Genomic DNA, 16,310 nt, shown 5'->3' on the forward strand with positions numbered 1-16,310 from the left:
ATCACCCCGATAATTACTAAGGCGATCGCTACTATTATTTATCATCAGGAGTCAACATGAACATTTTAGGAATAGCTGACAGCAACTTAGAACCCGTAGACTACAGCGATATATTAAATAAAATTATCCAGCAAATTACCCAACAACAACCATTCAAAATTTCCAAAAATAAAAATCATCTGATTATCGACCTAGAGACTATTACTGAGCAACTAATTAAACAAAATATTGCTAACCCCATTAGTTCCAAGGGTATCATCAAATCAGCCACAGTTAATTTTAATAGTAATACTCAAAATATATTTAACCAACAAATCAGACAAATTCGGGATTTATTAAAAGACAAGTTACAGGAATTAGCCAGAGATAATAATCACCCAGATATCAACTCTTTAACTCATAGCTTTATCCGAACTTTACAGCAAATCAACAATCAGAAATTCGATTTATATTATAATTTTCCTGCTATCCAAAACGTCAAAACTTCAGAGTTAGAAACACGGGTTAATGAGAATGTGGGTAGTCATTCTATCCTCAAGTTTCATAAACTGACAATTTCCGTAAGAAACATCAATCAATTTACCCAAGATTTAAAACAGGGACTCCGTAACTATATTGAGGAAAAACTGGACCAAGAATCCAGCGAGGATGTAGAAGATACTCTGGAAATCCTAGATAATTTAACTAATGATAAATCTTCTGATTTTTATAAATTACAGAAAGTAGTCGATAGCGAATCCCTAGGGAAACTCAAAAAACACGCTAAAATCTGCTATTTAGAATATTTAGCCGCCAATTTAGCCACTAATAATAATCCCGATTTAGTTTATTTACAGGATTTAATTCGGCGACTAAAAGATATGGTGGCTTATATTTATGACCATGACAAACAGGATGGAGATTATCGAGTTAGTTATGGTGGAGAAACCATTAATTATCGGGATTGGTTTTCCCGGTCAGAGGTGTTTGACTCTCTCCCCATTATTCCGATAATTAGCGAGAGTTTAGGGGAAACCACCAGTCCAGACGGAAGCGAGAGAACCTTTACTTTTGGCTTAAAACTTAAATTTAACAACCCGGTTCAAGCTAGGGGAGGTAAACCAGCATTTGACTATCATCTTGATACGATTAATCCTGATAAAGCCGAAGCAAAAAAACCAGAATTTTATCAGGAATCTCTGTATTATCAAAAGGTCTTGAAATTAGCTTTTGTCTATTATTTTGCATTTGCGACTCACAGTAATCCTGACCAAGAAGATTATGATCCACAATCGGAACTAACTTATAATGTTCGCGAGAGTTTTGAGACCTATTTTTTGCCAATTTTTCAGGGTACAGATGAAGATAAAAAGTCTAATTTTTTGCAGCGTGTCATTAAAGGATTTTACAAATATAAAGTATTAAAAAAAATTAATATACTCAAATCGCTACTTCATCATTGTCTTAAACAATCCACTATTTTAGAACCCCAAAATTTTCCGATTAAAATTGGCATATATAAGGGTATATTAGAATCAGATATTGATAAAATTAGCAATGGTTTGTTTTTTAATCATCTAGTAGAAAGCAATACCAAAGAGTGTCTTCAGTACATTACTATTGGCGATTCTAGTCCCGACACGGGAATATTTTGTCAACTTCCGGGTAATCTGAAAATCGAAGATATCCGCTATTATCAGACATCAGAAAATCAGCAATTTACCATCAATTATCATGGGATTGATAAAATTCAAAAATGTCTTCCGGTTTTCTTCCTTCCTAAAAGTAACCCAAATAGCCAACAAACAGAACAAATTTTTAGCAATATTCCAGGAATTATTTTTCACTACAATAAAGAATCCTTAAATAAGGAGCATGATAATTCTTCGGTACAGAGTTTTATTTATCGGTTTACCATGTCTCTGCTGATTTATATCATTTTGCTGATAATTCTGGAAGGTTGGGGACTGGTATTTTTACCAATTTTTCGACTTCATGAAGGTAGCGAAAATAAACCTTTTGAATCAGAGAAGTTTATGGCTAATTTATCGAAAGTAATTAGTCATTTATTGAATAATAAATATCGCGCCAATTCTCAAGGGTTGCGGATTAAAAATCTGACCCAAAGTTTTACCAAGGGAAATGCTTTGGGTTCGTTATATTCGGTATTACCGCGCAAGTTTATCCTAGATCAATCTGCTAATCGTCCCAGTTTCTCCCTGGATAAATTGGCTTTAATTGTGGTTTCTAGTGTTGAAAGTGATGGTTTATTCAAAGGCGATCGCCAAGACCGGATTTCTACTGTATTCGGTGAAGCGATCGGAATTAGGAAGCAGTCAGAGAATCAAATTGTCGTACAGTTATTAAAAACCTTTTCGGAAAATTATCTCTCTCGCAATTTATATACAGAACCCTCAATTTTAATTGATGTGGTAGATTATCTTTACAAGAAATTAGGATATCGTCACTTTTTGTATATAGCCAAAGCGCCATTTACTGATAATTTAAACCTAACCAAACAAGTGGATAATGAAGATGAGTTTTATTTCATGTCACCCACTTTAATTAAATCTCTCCAATCAGGATTACCAGATATTAAAATATATCCGGTTTTCTTTAATAAGTATTATGTCAAAAAAATGAAAACCTTAGACCAGGTTTCCTATAGTCTAAAGGATACTGCTAAATTATTAAACTTGGTAGAGGACCCTAGTAAAAACGTGGTGGTATTTTTTAATCTCTTTAATGGTTTATCTGTGGAAACCAGAAACGAGGACGATCGCTTTTATAATGGGGTGATGTCCTACGCAACTTTATTAAATATCTATCAAGGAGTCCTGGACGATCAGCATATTCGGGAGGGATTGATTCATGATAACTCTCTGAAACAAGACATTCTGCAATATTTGACTTTTTTCCACTTTTACAGATTAGAAAAAAAATTAGTTAGAAACAAGATCCAGATTAAACTAGATCCCTACGATCGCGTTATTGGTGATGATTCTTTACGAAAAAAATCTGTTTTTAATCATATTAATGGAAAAGCCAATTTTAATAGTTTGGCTTTTTTGAGTGAGGTTAACTCGATTTTGTATCCCCAGAATCGACGGAGACCCCAATCGGATTCCACCAATAACCTGGTTGATCAATAAGTTGAATAATCACGATAATGATTGAGGTTGACAGATGAAAGTCGCAGAAAATTTCGGAAGATTATTTGAGGTAGGTTTCAATATTGGGATTTTATCAGCGATATCGGAAGCTAAAATTGACAATAATTTCGCTGATTTGTATAGTCGGGATTTGCAAAAATTGCGATTCTCAGAAATGCTACGGAAAATTATCAAAGATGCCAACATAACCGACGAGGAAGCCATTAGGAATAACCTGCAAAAATGGGGATTATTTTTGATTCAGAAAGGTTGGTTATCGGGGTTGAACTTTTTTCGAGAATATCTGAAATCCTTGGGAAAAAATTACCATAAGTATCATATTATTTATAATCAGTGTAGCTTTTCTGATGATAACAGTATCAACCTATTTCCCAAAGATAAACGGCTACAGATTGAGGAGTGGTCGTCGCAGTTAAAAGATGAATTTTCACCTAGACCACCGAATATCAATTGGGAAAAATACAGCCAGAAAGGTGAGTTTTTGAAAGCTGACACTTTAATGTTACTGAGACACCGAAATAACCTGAGAATATTAGTGGTAGATTTATCCATATTTTCGGTGAAAGCGATTGAAGATTTAATGGATTTAACCGATAAAAACCTAGACAACCAACGTCGGTTACTCAAACGAGAGATTAATTATCTGAAATCGAAAAGTGTTTTCGTAAAATTGCGGCTGGATACGGGAGATCCGCAAAATCTTGATGTGGAATTTTCGGAGGATATCAAACGATACTTTACCGCATTTAAGCGACAAGATAAGGAATGTGTTAAATTAATTCAAGCTGCTAGTTATGCTTATAGCTTTTATGGTTTTTTAAAACAATTCGGAATAGTCAAACCCGAAAACTCTACGATGATTAATGTAGTCGGATATAGCGATCGCAGTCTTAGCAACCTATCCCTAAATCCCCAAAGTCAACACCATTGGGATTTACTCGCTACCTGTGCGAATATTTATCAAAATGAACCCAAAGATGCAGAAATTACCGCAGCGAGAAAACAGGTAATGGATCTAATTCGCCGCAATGTCGCCAAAAGTTTTAAAAATGGTAAATCCTTCCTGAAAAATCTATCTAATATTAGTCGCGATCGCATTAATATCATCCCCCCCCACACAGAAATTATTGATAATTTTAGTTGTACCCTAGACCTGAGACAACCCCACGCGGAAGCCGTCAAAAAATACCTAAACTCAGTCCATACTTATATCTTTCTGACCGGAAATCCCGGAATTGGAAAAACTACGGCGATCGTGGATTTTTTGAAATCTCATATTGATGAGGGTTTTCTCTTCTTTTATGTCAGTCCTCGCAAACAAGTTAACCTAGATATTATCGAAAAATTCAAAAACTCAGAAACTGATCATCTTAGCGACGATCGCCTATTTTGTGTTACCACTAACTTTATCCTTCTCCAAAATAACGCACCCTCTTCAACGGTTAATTATCTCGCCACCAAACATCAAGATGAGTTTATCCTTCACTCAGTTAAATTTATCCCGATTAACCAAAGAGAAAAACCGCATTCATATCCCGGTTATAAATCAGTTGAACGCATCGCCGATAATCGCCTAAAACCATCTCCACATAAGGTTAATGGGGTATTATCAACCCTGTGTGAAGCCATATCTAATTTAATTAATGATGATTTCTCTAATCATATTGTGGCTACAGCTTGTATACAATCTTTACGCATTACTAATACTGGTAAGAATACTTTAGAAAACTTCGAGAAAATTTTTGAGACAGCATACAGCAAAAGAACTAATAAAGTTGATATTAAAAAAATGCAGTCTCTCTCCCAACGCATCAAAAATATATTTATTATGATTGATGAAATTACCGGAGATAATAGCGGGGTTGAATTTCTCGACGGGATTCGCAAAATTATTAATAAATACCAATTAACTAATCGTGAATATGGATTCAATACTAAGGTAATTGTCGCAGATGCTTCCATTGTTGACCCGGAAGTGATTACACAACACCTATCAGAAACGTCTCCCGAACCTGATAAAATTTTCTTCCGTCGGGTATCTCAACCAGATATTGATTCTATCTCGTCTAAGGAATTTGAATTTAACAAAAAGTCGGCGATCGCTATTAACGCTAACTCCTATCCCGCGAAAGATCTGACTATCACCTATAAACCCTTTATTGAATCTGTCCAATTTAATCAAGACCAACTATCGGAAACCAAAGCCAAACTTCCCAAAACTGTATTATCTAAGATTTTTACCGATATTAATCAACTCATTCAGGAACCAAATACGGGTCAGATTTTAGTTTATATCCAAGACAAAACCAGACTACAACTGCTAATTGAAGATATCCAAGAACAGCAAACCTTTGTCAAAAATCAAGACTACTTAGAAGTTCACGCTAACCTCAGCGATACGGAAAGACAAGAAATCCATCAATATCAAAACCAGGTCAAAGTGGTATTTATGACTTCCTCCGCTAGTCGGGGTTTATCCTTCCCGAAATCTACTCATATTTTAGTGGAAGTTCCTCGGTTTCAAGTCGAAACTAACTTAATGGAAATTATCCAAGTTATTTATCGCTGTCGCGGACAGTTTTGGGAAGAAGGAAAATTGCAGACTTTTGATGATCACCAGAAATTCTTGACTTTTTACTTATGCGATCGCGCTATTTACTACGGAGATGATAGCGACCCTAATCTCTCCATTCAAGAAAGTCTGATCAGTATGTTAAACTTGCTAGTTATTCTCAAAACTGCGATCATGACCAGAATACAAGGATATGGTCAAGTGGGAAGGGGTAACTTTTTGATGATTCCCATTGGAGGAAAATCTGTTTCTGCTTCTGGTCAAAGTTTCACGGGTCAGTTATCTACCTTAATTAAGCAATTAGACAAAGAATACAAAAGAAATCCTAAAAACACTACCTTAAACACTGTCTCTACACATATCCAAGAATTGCTGAATCGGTGTGAGTTTTTGCTCAATGGTAGTGATGAATCTAAATATAGCCGCGATAATTCCAGCATCTCCTATTTAACACTTATCCGAGAATTTAATGCTGAGTTTGCTAAATATTGTGACCCCTTGACAGGTTTGCTAGAACTGAAAAAACCAGAACTTGGTCATATATGTGGTAGCTTAATCTTGGTTAATATTAACTCTGGTTTAAAAGAGTCTTACCAAATGAGATTAAGGGAAATTGCGGAATATGCGAATACGGAACTTTTAAAAAAAATGATTGCGATTCGTGAGAGTTCCCAATATCCTCCTAGTCTCACCGCTAGTATTAAAGGTGCGATCGATTTAATTGATCAACTCCAAGAACACCACTATCGGACTCAAATACTTGAACAACACAACTCCTGGGATTGTCAATATTACGCGATTCCTTTATTTACCTTTATTGTCGGAGAACAAATCCGCCATTATTTTCAGTCCCAAATACATGAAACGGACAATAACAGTTTCCGTCATATCCTCAGTCAATATATTAATCTACTCTACCCATGTGAACAAGTCCTACCTATTGGCGATCGCTATCAAGAATTCCCTTTTGTCATCTTTAGAAGTTATAGTCTTGAACAAATGCGATCTAAGGTTTTTAGCGATCGCTATCTGCTTACCTCCACAGAATTAAATATCCTCAATCTCATTCTCTCTCAAAATCACCATTGATCAGAAATTCTCTGAATTGGGGGTTGACAACTGAAAATTTCTTGGTTATAATTGGACTGGAAGGCGGAGTATGTCTATACACTTGACTATAAAATCAATGCCGATAAAGTTCCCCTTAAAAATAGTCAGAGAAAAACGGTTCATTACGAGGGATAATCATTTCCAGCAAATCCACCACTTGAGGGTCAGCGCGCAACCTTTCCACCTTATAGAAATAGCTAGGACGGCGATAATTCATCAACAAAGAAACCAGAGTTTGAATACTCATTCTCGCCTCATGACAGCTTTTTTTACGGGTAATGTTAGTGGTCCCATCATCCAGCCATTCCACCGTAAACACACCATTATTATCATTCAACAAATCATCGCGCACAATGAAAGAGAGAGAAGTCGCATTAACCGGAGGCTGAAAAGGATAGAACTTGAGCAAATTTTCGACATCAATAATGCGCGCCATATAGTAAGGTGAAATTTCCTCAGTAATCTCGGAATCATCCAGTAGAAAAGCCAAGGGGTCATTAGTATACCGCCAACCTATGACCTTTTCCACCATAGATTGATGTGCGCTAATATAGTTCCATAGACCCCGGCGACCATCTTCATCCAGATAAATCATATCCTTAATTTGAAAGATATCATTAGCAATGTAATAAAGCACATAACCCGCCGGTTGATCATTCTGATCATAATATACAGCAGCACGCAAATCATCTTGATCCCAGCGCCAATATTCCTGCCATTCTAGGGACCCACGAATCAATGCGCCATGCTGTTGTTCAGCAAATTTTTGATAAACAGCTTTGATAATATCTCCCTCGGCGTGGTCACGCCGCACATAACCAGAAACGTCAGTAATGCGCGGCAATTTATGGTCAGGAATAGTATATTTAATCTGGTCATTAATAATTTCCCAACCCTTTTTTCGATAATAGGGGATAGAATAGGGGTACAAATAAGAAATAGTTTGACCCCTAGCTTTCATCTCAAGTAATCCTTGCATAATCAGAGACTTAGCCAGACCATGTTGTGCATACTCAGGATAAGTTCCCACGCCAGTCAAACCACCCATATTATAAATCACCCCATGAATATTAACCTTCATAGGATATATAGCAATTTGGGATATTAACTTATCATGATCAAACCATCCCAAAACATGAGCAGCCTCAAGTATAGGTCGTTTTTCGCGCTCAATTTCCTCTTCATTCCAACCAATCTTATGCAAATCATGATTAGTAACTTGAAACACATAGCGCAATAATTCATTAAAGGCTTTGAGATCATCAATAGTTAATGTTCTCATCTGAAAGCCATGGTTTTTTTTCGGACTACCCATATCGAGACTCTTCCCAGTCATCAAAGTTTCCCAATAATTCCTGAATCCTATATTAATATAGCGATCGCCCCCCGCCGCCTCCCCAAGTAAGATAGAATCGCGACAGAGTGCCAAAATCTGAGTTATTGTGTTAAAATCAGCACCAACTCAGCTAGTTAAGGAAGATTTCCAACTAGAAAGAACTCTACAAATACCGTCAAACTGAGCGATCGCATGGGGGACTATGTTTCATCGAATTTCCGCACACCGAACACCAAAAAGCCCAATATTCACTACCTACCAAAAAGCCGATCGCCTATGGGGATGGGGATTATGGCTCACCGCCTTACTATTATTTACCATAGATTTAGGGGGAGTGGCCATCAGAGACTGGGACGAAGGAATTGTCGCCCAAGTAGCGCGGGAGTTAATCACAGGGAATGCTAACTGGTTACACCCGACCCTAAACGGAGACCCTTACTTAAACAAACCCCCCTTAATCCATTGGTTCATCGCCCTATTTTATCAAATAGGGGGCGTAAACGAATGGACAGCCCGTCTACCAGGAGCCTTATTAACAGCCACATCCGTACCCCTATTATACACTCTAGGGCGGGAAATTTTCCACCGTCGCACCCAGGCCATTTTTTCGGCCCTAGTTTATTTAACCCTAATTCCAGTAGTCCGTCACGGTCGTTTAGCCATGTTAGATGGGGCGGTATTATTTTTCCTAGTCCTAATGATGGTCTGCGTATTGCGCGCGCGGCGAGATTTGCGCTACGCCTTGGGGTCTGGGTTAGCATTTGGGTTATTGTGTCTCACCAAAGGAGTGCTATTAGGGGTATTATTAGGAGCGATCGCCTTCGGATTTTTGTTGTGGGATACCCCGCGACTGTTGACCTCAAAATTCCTGTGGTGGGGCTTAGGGCTAGGCTTAGTACCCGTAGCGTTTTGGTATGCTTCCCAATGGCAATATTATGGCTTTGACTTCATAATCGCCAACCTAGTAGATCAGTCCCTAGTTAGAATTTGGGAGTCGGTGGAAAACCACAAAGGACCCCCCTGGTATTATTTACTGGAAATCATTAAATTGAGCGCCCCCTGGCTATTATTCTGGTTAGGAGGATTAAGATTAGCTTGGCGCGATCGCAATTTAAGTTGGGCGCGGTTAACATTAGTGTGGACAGGAGTTTATTTAATCGCGGTATCTGCGATGAATACCAAACTCCCTTGGTATATTATGCCCATTTATCCAGCCTTCGCCCTAGCGGTAGGAAGTTATCTAGCCCTAGTTTGGGAAGAAGGAGATCATGAAATTGGTAGATGGCAAAAAACAAAGCCTTCCCCCAGCGTCCCCCCAGACCAGTTGCTAACCCCAGATTATCTCTGTCCCCGTCCCGATCGCCTCTGGCCCCTATTTAGTATCTTAGCCTTTGTAGCTTGGCTAGGAGGGCTATATTTTGGCGGAATGTTAACCCTAACTGATACCACTACTTTAGACATTAACCTTCAGTTAACCTGTGCTTCCGTAGCATTAACCATGGCTGTTAGTACCCTATTGTTAGTCGAATGCGATCGCCAATTTTTAGTCATTCTGTGCTGGGGGATGTATTTATCCCTGCTGCTATTTGTTTCCTCACATCACTGGGTTTGGGAGTTGGGCGAGTCCTACCCCGTCAAACCCGTTGCTAGTCTCATCCAACAACATACAGCCCCGGAGGCACAGATTTACACATCCTACCCCTACTCGCGACCTTCCCTAGATTTTTATAGCGGACGGCAAATACGTCCCGTAGATAGCCAAGCCCTACAGCATTACTGGCACAACTCACCCTCAGCCTATTTTCTGGTTGATCAGCAAACCCTCCATAACCTCCAACTCCCAGATAGCAGAGTTTTGGGAACTATAGAAGGGTGGACTCTAATTATGCCTTCTGAAATCCCCAAACCCATCAAAGGATTAAAGCCATTTAGGGAAAAGGGTAATCGCCTGCATCTTGCTCAAATTCGGTAATATTGGGGTCAAGTATCTGATGGCGATAATTTAGGCGATCGCTTACCACCACTGCCAAACTTAACAGTAGCAGACTACTAACGATCGCCACTAAAGAAAACGGTTTAGTTGAACAAACATCACGACCAATTCTAGCCAACGGATGACTCTGCCGCCTTAGCATTCTACTGATCGCCCAATGTTGCCAAGAAAAAGGATCTCGCACATAATGACCACTGTTGCTAATTACCAGATGAGTATGGCAGTTAGGACAGGTAAACAGTCCGCCAAACACCCCTACTGAAGGCAAAACGCTAGTGTGGTGGCAAATGGGACAATTAACTGAGTGAGAGTTAAAAGTATCAGCATTCATAGATGACTGTGTGTGAGTGAACGAACTTATCACGTAAAACTCCTGGGAGGGTTGGAAGCTCCGTGATTGATCACGGAGAGGAAAACCGACTCAAGCGGCTGACCGCCGCCAGCACCCCCTTGCGGGGTGGAGGGGTATGGTTGCCCCTCCATGGAGCTATGGTTGGCTCCGACTCCCTTGCGGGGTAATGTTTGCTTCGCCAATGTTCAGAGTCGGTACTATCCAAATCGCACGTCCTTAACCCCTTAGAGATGTTTAACGATTCGGTTCTAGAGCCTGGAACTAGCACGCATTCCAGGGTAGGAACTTTAACTCTTGCTCTGAACGGAGCCAGTTAAGGCTTAAGCTGGTCAGCTACCTGAAAGGGGGGCACGAAGCCCCCGTGCTTCAGCCGGGGGTGCTGACTAGGATCTACCAAGCCTTTGGCTTTAATCAACCCCCATGATCGGACTTGCTATGATTCTCTATCTACTATTCTAGTCTACTGTCTCCAGTGTCTCACGGCGGCCACCAAATCCGCAAGGGGTTCTAAGGCTTTAAATTGGGTAAGGTTGTACTGAAGGGGGGTAATGGTAATATAGTTACTGCGGACGGCACTTACATCTGTGGGTGCATGATCAAAATTTTGATGGTCGATAACTTCTTCCACGTCTTCGAGAAGTTCTCCGGCAAGCCAGTAGTAGGTTTTACCGCGCGGATCAACCCGTTTCTCAAAAATATCCACATAGCGGCGAATACCTTGGCGAGCGATCGCCACTCCAGCGATTTCCTGTTCGCCAACAGCAGGAATATTAACATTAAGCAAAAATGCTTCCGATAATCCCTGATTTTCTAAAGCGTTAACCAGGGTGGTCGCAAAACCTGCGGCCAGGTCAAATTCAACCGACGAATAACTGGCTAGACTAAATGCAATACTGGGGATACCCTCAATCAACCCTTCCATAGCAGCGGATACCGTTCCCGAATACAGGATATCCGTTCCTAGGTTGGGGCCGTGGTTGATACCTGACAAAACCATATCTGGCATACTGTCAAGTAAAGCAAACAACCCCAATTTTACGCAATCAGCCGGGGTTCCTGAACAAGACCAGGCGGTTACAGTCGGGTGAAAGACTGATGAACACTCTTCCGCACGAATGGGCTGATGTAGGGTCAATCCGTGACCAGTGGCTGAACGTTCGCGATCGGGACAGACAACAGTAACATCATGTCCCGCTTCCCCTAAACTATTAGCTAGGGAACGAATACCCAGGGCAAAAACCCCATCATCATTGCTGATTAACAGTTTCATCGACCACCATTTCCGCGCATTACAATTTGAACTTTTTTGAGTTTAACGGCCGAGAATCCCCGCCCTGATACATTTACGCGACATTTATCCGGCTATTGCCTGACAATGCGACGATAGCACTATTACCCGTTAAGGTAACAGAGGCGGTATCCCGCAAAGCTTTTAGAAAGATTCCAAAAGCACCGTTCCAGTCCCTGGGTAGAGTGAACCCGCACTCAGGACATCGGAACACTTTTGAGCCACCTAGCTGGGAATGCACATGACCACAGTGAGTACAGGTTTTGCTGGTGTATTCTTCCGTCACATCTACAACTGTGGTTCCAGTTATCTCGGCTTGATGTCTCAGGGTTAGTTTGAATCGATAATGCGCCCATGTCAGCATGGCGCGGGCAGTCTTAGACCTGATTAGACGCTTCACCTTGGCAACCATATCGGAAGTCTCGAAGGTGGGCAAAAAAATTAGGCTGTAGTTGTGAGTCAAGTAGTGAGCAATTTGTTTGTGGGCTTCATCAACTAGATTGCGGATTTTGGTTCTCATTCGTTGAGCCGCTTGCCTCATCCGTCGCCTTCTTGAACGACAGGGTTCCTTGGCGATTCGGCTCATCAAATCATCCAAATGTTGACATAGCCTAGTAATGCGTCCAATATCCCCGGAGCCCAATTCCAGAAATCGAGAGCCATCAAACCCAGTTATGAAAGTTCGCACACCCGGGTCTAATGCAATCACGCCAGTAGCGTCAGTTGGGGTAACGGCAACTGGTTCAGGGAAAATCGCCAACCATCGACCTTTGGTAAACACCAACTGAGTCCCTTGCCCGCAAGTTTTAGGGATGGGTTCGGAAACCATGAAAGTTAATCCTTTCGTTAGTCTTGGATACCAACTCCCTGAAGAGAAATTAGCATCGTTAAACTTGATGGCTTGAGAACTATCCCGACAGCTCCTAAACCTTGCGCCAGGACTGGCTGAAAAGGCGAGATAGGCATCAAAGATAGCATTCTGCCGAATATGGCAGGGTGTTTCTTTGACCCATGCAGGCAAGTCGCTCTGCATCACTTCGTTGCGTAATTTCAGTTTGCTTAGTCGTTTACCACTCCTAGATAATGCAATTGCTTGGTTGTAGCAATACCGACAAGCAGCCAGCCATTTACGCCAGACTTGATTTAGCTCGGGGCTGGGGTAAATCCGGATCTTCTTTGACCTGAGTTTTGTATTTACTCCGTCGGTATAATCGGGAACTGAAGCAGTGGAGGATGGCGAGGATGTCCTCAACCATTTCTGGTTCTGGACTGAGACTTGTCTGGTTGAGAACCATGAGTGAGCACCTGTTTTGCTCACAGAGCCATCGAAACAAGTCAAATCCCCATATTGCCAATCGGTCTGGGTGGGCAACGACAACCATGCGGACATCTCCTGACAAGACTTGTCCCAGTAAGGCCAGCATTTTCTTTCCCTTGAAGTTGAGCCCGCCTCCGATTTCTGAGACGACTTCTGCTTCGGGGTAGAGGTTGGACAGTGCGGCCACCTGTCGGTTGAGGTCTGACTGCTGGGCGCGGCTACTAACTCTGGCATAGATAACGACTTTGCGTTTGTCACTGCCTGATTTGGCAGCAGTATATGACTCAACGTTGTATCGTCGTTGCCCAGCGGGGGTTCTGATAGTCTCGATTGAGCCATTTTCGTCCCATCTGCGGAGTGTTCTTTCATGGACTCGAAGGATTTGGGCGGCTTCCTTGGGTTTGACATATCTGGCAATAGGTTTATCCTCAACCCTTCTCGCTTATTATACCGTATTGCCCTAAAATATTAACCGAATTTGTGATTAAATCATGCTCTCACTCAAATGACTACCGAACTTCAATCGTTAGAAAACCAAATCGAATCCCTACGCCAAGAGGCTGACAGAGCGATCGCCATCTGTGAAACCCTCTCAGGACTGGAACAGTTGCGGATTAACTATCTAGGCAAAAAAGGCCAACTCTCCAAAGTTCTGGGGGGAATGGGTAAACTTGAACCGGAAGCGCGCCCTCGTATTGGGGCGCGCGCCAACGAAGTTAAACAAGCCCTGCAAACTCAACTCGACCAGCGTCGCACAGCCCTAGAACTCGCCCTCATTGAAGCTCAACTAAAAACTGAAACCATAGATGTTACCATGCCCCCTGTGTATCGTCCCCAGGGCAAAATTCACCCCCTCAATGCCGTAATTGACCGGGCTTTAGATATCTTCGTAGGTATGGGCTACACCGTGGCTACCGGGCCAGAAATGGAGAGCGACTACTATAATTTTGAGGCATTAAACACCCCCCCAGACCACCCGGCGCGGGATATGCAGGATACCTTCTACCTACCTGATGGGAATCTGTTACGGACTCATACCTCTTCGGTGCAAATTCGCTACATGGAACAACATCAGCCCCCCATTCGCATTGTCGCACCGGGTCGGGTTTATCGTCGCGATACTGTGGATGCTACCCATGCGGCGGTATTTCATCAACTGGAGTTATTAGCGATCGGGGAAAATCTCCGTTTTACAGACCTCAAAGGCACTATTAAAGAGTTTCTGGGTCAAATGTTTGGTGATCTACCAATTCGGTTCCGCGCTAGTTATTTCCCGTTTACAGAACCCTCCGCTGAGGTGGATTTGGAATGGCAGGGTAAATGGTTAGAGGTGTTAGGCTGTGGTATGGTCGATCCGAATGTTCTCGAAGCTGTGGGTTATGATCCTCAAAAATATACTGGATTTGCTGCGGGGTTTGGGGTAGAACGCTTTGCTATGGTCTTACACCAATTGGATGATATTCGGCGGGTTTATGCTAGTGATCTGCGCTTTCTGCGACAATTCTAAAGGTTCTTAGGGTGGGTGTGGATTTTATGTTTTTGGCAGTTGGGAAATCCTTTAATCGGTCAGTTTCTGGGTTAGCTATAGTTTTGTTGATGCTCTCAGTTGCACAATTGGGGGCGCGCGCTCAAATATTGCCTAACTCTAACTCTAATATCGCCCAAACCACCAGCGATCGCTGTCGTAAAATTTCTGAACCTCGGGGTTTAGTAGTTCGGGCGCGACCTACTCCCAATTCTCCCGTCGTCGGTCAGGTTTCCTATGCTCAACAAGTGACTTTAGCCACTAATGCACAGGGAATAACTGGTCCTGGTGGTCGCTCCTGGGTGGAAATCACTAATCCCGTCCGGGGTTTTATTTCTAACGGCTTTCCCAATAGTTCCGGTAATTTGGTGGACTGTTCTACCGATTTGGCTGAAACTCCACCCACACGACCATCAGGGAGTCTTTGTCGTCAAGTCGATCGCGAGGCGGCTCCAGAAGGTGTCGCGGTCAGGGCTGCTCCTTCCCGCTCATCTGCTCGTCGCGGTGGTGTCGATTCGGGAGAACGGGTACAATTAGCATCTGACTATCGCTTAATTCCTGACCCTGATGGTGAGCGTCGCAATTGGGTTAAAATTACCACTCCGGTGGCTGGATATATCTCTGCTAATACGTTAATTATGTGTCGGTAGTTTCAGCCATTCGTTACCTCTTTCCCCCCATGCTTTTTCCTTTCTAGGGAAGCCGGGGGAATTAATTATCAATTACAGCAAACATTACCCTTTCCCTCAATCCGAATCCTAGGGGGGAGTATGTCAATATAGGTATTGCTGACAGGCTGATTTTAGCAATGTAGCCGCGTCTCGTTGCATTTCGGGAGAAAAATAATAATCATTGTAAAAAGAGGTTTTATCGCCCAAATCCGGGCGCTGATAGGCTAAATTCAGGGTGGTAGGGTATCCGGTGAGTCGGTTAATTAATAGTTGTGGCATTCCTCGGGTAGAAACACATTGAATATAATCATTAGCGAAGGGGATGATTTGAGCGATCGCCTGAGCATTTATCAAGTGGGGAAACTTGCCAAATAGACAATAAATATTATTGTATGTAAGTTGATAATCAGGCTCCCTCTCGGAAAACCAAAGCAGAATTTTCGGGACTTTAATTTTGCTCAATAAAAGCTGATAACTGCTGACCCAATTTTGTCGAGTTTCGGCGATAATCTGATTGACAAAATCGCGATCGCAGGTAGTCAATAACTCCTGATAAGCCGGTTCTGAACCCAACTGTTCACCATCAGAACGTCGGCGGATATATTCCAAGCCTCCGGTATCAAATAGGGAGTTACTCTCACTGCGTCCAGACATGACCTGAACAATGGCAAACTTACCGCGATTTATGTAATCGATTAAGGCAGAATTGTGGAGAAAGAAAGAAGGACCCGCCCCCCCATATCCCAAGTTTAAAACTGGTAATTTCAGCCAATTTGCCAACAAATTAGGATAGGGGCGATCGCCAAAACAGCCAAAAGTCTGTGCCGCGCCTAAACAGGTAAAATAATCACCCTGAGCGAGTGTGTGGGGTTGGGGGCCACGAAAAGATAATCCAGTGTTTCCCAACTCAAACATTTGGTAGTTAGTAATAGAGCGATCGCGTTCTTGATAATATCCCATAATTGATTAGCATTGTTAGCAGCATCTGAAAAA

Annotated in this window: 11 protein-coding genes; 5 read left to right on the forward strand and 6 right to left on the reverse strand. The window is 41.9% G+C overall.

Annotation, left to right across the window (positions count from 1 at the left end; translation table 11 throughout):
• The first annotated feature begins 56 nt into the window (after nt 1-56).
• Together HFV01_RS14465 and HFV01_RS14470 are read left to right on the forward strand one after the other, a co-directional pair.
• Entirely contained in the window at nt 57-3,131 is a 3,075-nt protein-coding gene (locus HFV01_RS14465) for a hypothetical protein (RefSeq protein WP_193521235.1), read from the forward strand.
• Between the two features lie 34 nt (nt 3,132-3,165).
• Entirely contained in the window at nt 3,166-6,813 is a 3,648-nt protein-coding gene (locus HFV01_RS14470) for a helicase-related protein (RefSeq protein ID WP_193521236.1), read from the forward strand.
• Nucleotides 6,814-6,928: 115 nt separating this feature from the next.
• Here HFV01_RS14470 and HFV01_RS14475 read toward each other — a convergent pair whose 3' ends face one another.
• On the reverse strand, nt 6,929-8,263 hold the full coding sequence (locus HFV01_RS14475; RefSeq protein ID WP_006625912.1) for a GNAT family N-acetyltransferase: 1,335 nt from the start codon (nt 8,261-8,263) through the stop codon (nt 6,929-6,931).
• 109 nt (nt 8,264-8,372) lie between these two features.
• On the opposite strand from HFV01_RS14475, the gene HFV01_RS14480 reads away from it, so the two are divergent.
• The gene (locus tag HFV01_RS14480) at nt 8,373-10,142 is read left to right on the forward strand and encodes an ArnT family glycosyltransferase (protein ID WP_006669781.1); all 1,770 of its coding nucleotides are present in this window, start codon (nt 8,373-8,375) and stop codon (nt 10,140-10,142) included.
• Here HFV01_RS14480 and HFV01_RS14485 read toward each other — a convergent pair.
• From HFV01_RS14485 to HFV01_RS14500, 4 genes are all read right to left on the reverse strand, one after another.
• A complete protein-coding gene (locus HFV01_RS14485) occupies nt 10,099-10,494 on the reverse strand; it encodes a hypothetical protein (protein ID WP_006669782.1) in 396 nt (131 codons plus the stop codon). The two genes, HFV01_RS14480 and HFV01_RS14485, sit on opposite strands and share 44 nt — an antisense overlap.
• 481 nt (nt 10,495-10,975) lie before the next feature.
• Nucleotides 10,976-11,785, reverse strand: coding sequence for a 5'/3'-nucleotidase SurE (gene surE / locus HFV01_RS14490; protein ID WP_006625915.1), 810 nt, complete (start codon nt 11,783-11,785; stop codon nt 10,976-10,978).
• A 73-nt stretch (nt 11,786-11,858) separates the two neighbouring features.
• The gene (locus tag HFV01_RS14495) at nt 11,859-12,974 is read right to left on the reverse strand and encodes an RNA-guided endonuclease InsQ/TnpB family protein (protein ID WP_318286287.1); all 1,116 of its coding nucleotides are present in this window, start codon (nt 12,972-12,974) and stop codon (nt 11,859-11,861) included.
• Nucleotides 12,931-13,539: an IS607 family transposase gene (locus HFV01_RS14500; protein WP_048895055.1), complete on the reverse strand. Its 609-nt coding sequence runs from the start codon at nt 13,537-13,539 to the stop codon at nt 12,931-12,933. The genes HFV01_RS14495 and HFV01_RS14500 overlap by 44 nt, the downstream gene beginning before the upstream one ends.
• 87 nt (nt 13,540-13,626) lie before the next feature.
• On the opposite strand from HFV01_RS14500, the gene pheS reads away from it, so the two are divergent.
• Nucleotides 13,627-14,628 carry a phenylalanine--tRNA ligase subunit alpha gene (gene pheS, locus HFV01_RS14505; protein ID WP_006625918.1) on the forward strand — a complete coding sequence of 334 codons (1,002 nt, stop codon included), beginning with the start codon at nt 13,627-13,629 and terminating at the stop codon, nt 14,626-14,628.
• 26 nt (nt 14,629-14,654) lie between these two features.
• Nucleotides 14,655-15,296, forward strand: coding sequence for an SH3 domain-containing protein (locus HFV01_RS14510; protein ID WP_006669784.1), 642 nt, complete (start codon nt 14,655-14,657; stop codon nt 15,294-15,296).
• A 123-nt stretch (nt 15,297-15,419) separates the two neighbouring features.
• Here the strand turns inward: HFV01_RS14510 and HFV01_RS14515 are convergent, their stop codons facing one another.
• On the reverse strand, nt 15,420-16,277 hold the full coding sequence (locus tag HFV01_RS14515; protein ID WP_006625920.1) for a DUF6473 family protein: 858 nt from the start codon (nt 16,275-16,277) through the stop codon (nt 15,420-15,422).
• Nucleotides 16,278-16,310 lie beyond the last annotated feature (33 nt).

The organism is Limnospira fusiformis SAG 85.79 (assembly GCF_012516315.1).
Lineage (GTDB): Bacteria > Cyanobacteriota > Cyanobacteriia > Cyanobacteriales > Microcoleaceae > Limnospira > Limnospira fusiformis.

Bases quoted from the DNA above. Each gene is read 5' to 3' on its own strand.
- HFV01_RS14515 (WP_006625920.1), bottom strand. From the start codon at position 16,277: ATGGGATATTATCAAGAACGCGATCGCTCTATTACTAACTACCAAATG.
- surE (WP_006625915.1), bottom strand. From the start codon at position 11,785: ATGAAACTGTTAATCAGCAATGATGATGGGGTTTTTGCCCTGGGTATT.
- HFV01_RS14470 (WP_193521236.1), top strand. From the start codon at position 3,166: ATGAAAGTCGCAGAAAATTTCGGAAGATTATTTGAGGTAGGTTTCAAT.
- HFV01_RS14465 (WP_193521235.1), top strand. From the start codon at position 57: ATGAACATTTTAGGAATAGCTGACAGCAACTTAGAACCCGTAGACTAC.
- HFV01_RS14485 (WP_006669782.1), bottom strand. From the start codon at position 10,494: ATGAATGCTGATACTTTTAACTCTCACTCAGTTAATTGTCCCATTTGC.
- HFV01_RS14510 (WP_006669784.1), top strand. From the start codon at position 14,655: ATGTTTTTGGCAGTTGGGAAATCCTTTAATCGGTCAGTTTCTGGGTTA.
- HFV01_RS14480 (WP_006669781.1), top strand. From the start codon at position 8,373: ATGTTTCATCGAATTTCCGCACACCGAACACCAAAAAGCCCAATATTC.
- pheS (WP_006625918.1), top strand. From the start codon at position 13,627: ATGACTACCGAACTTCAATCGTTAGAAAACCAAATCGAATCCCTACGC.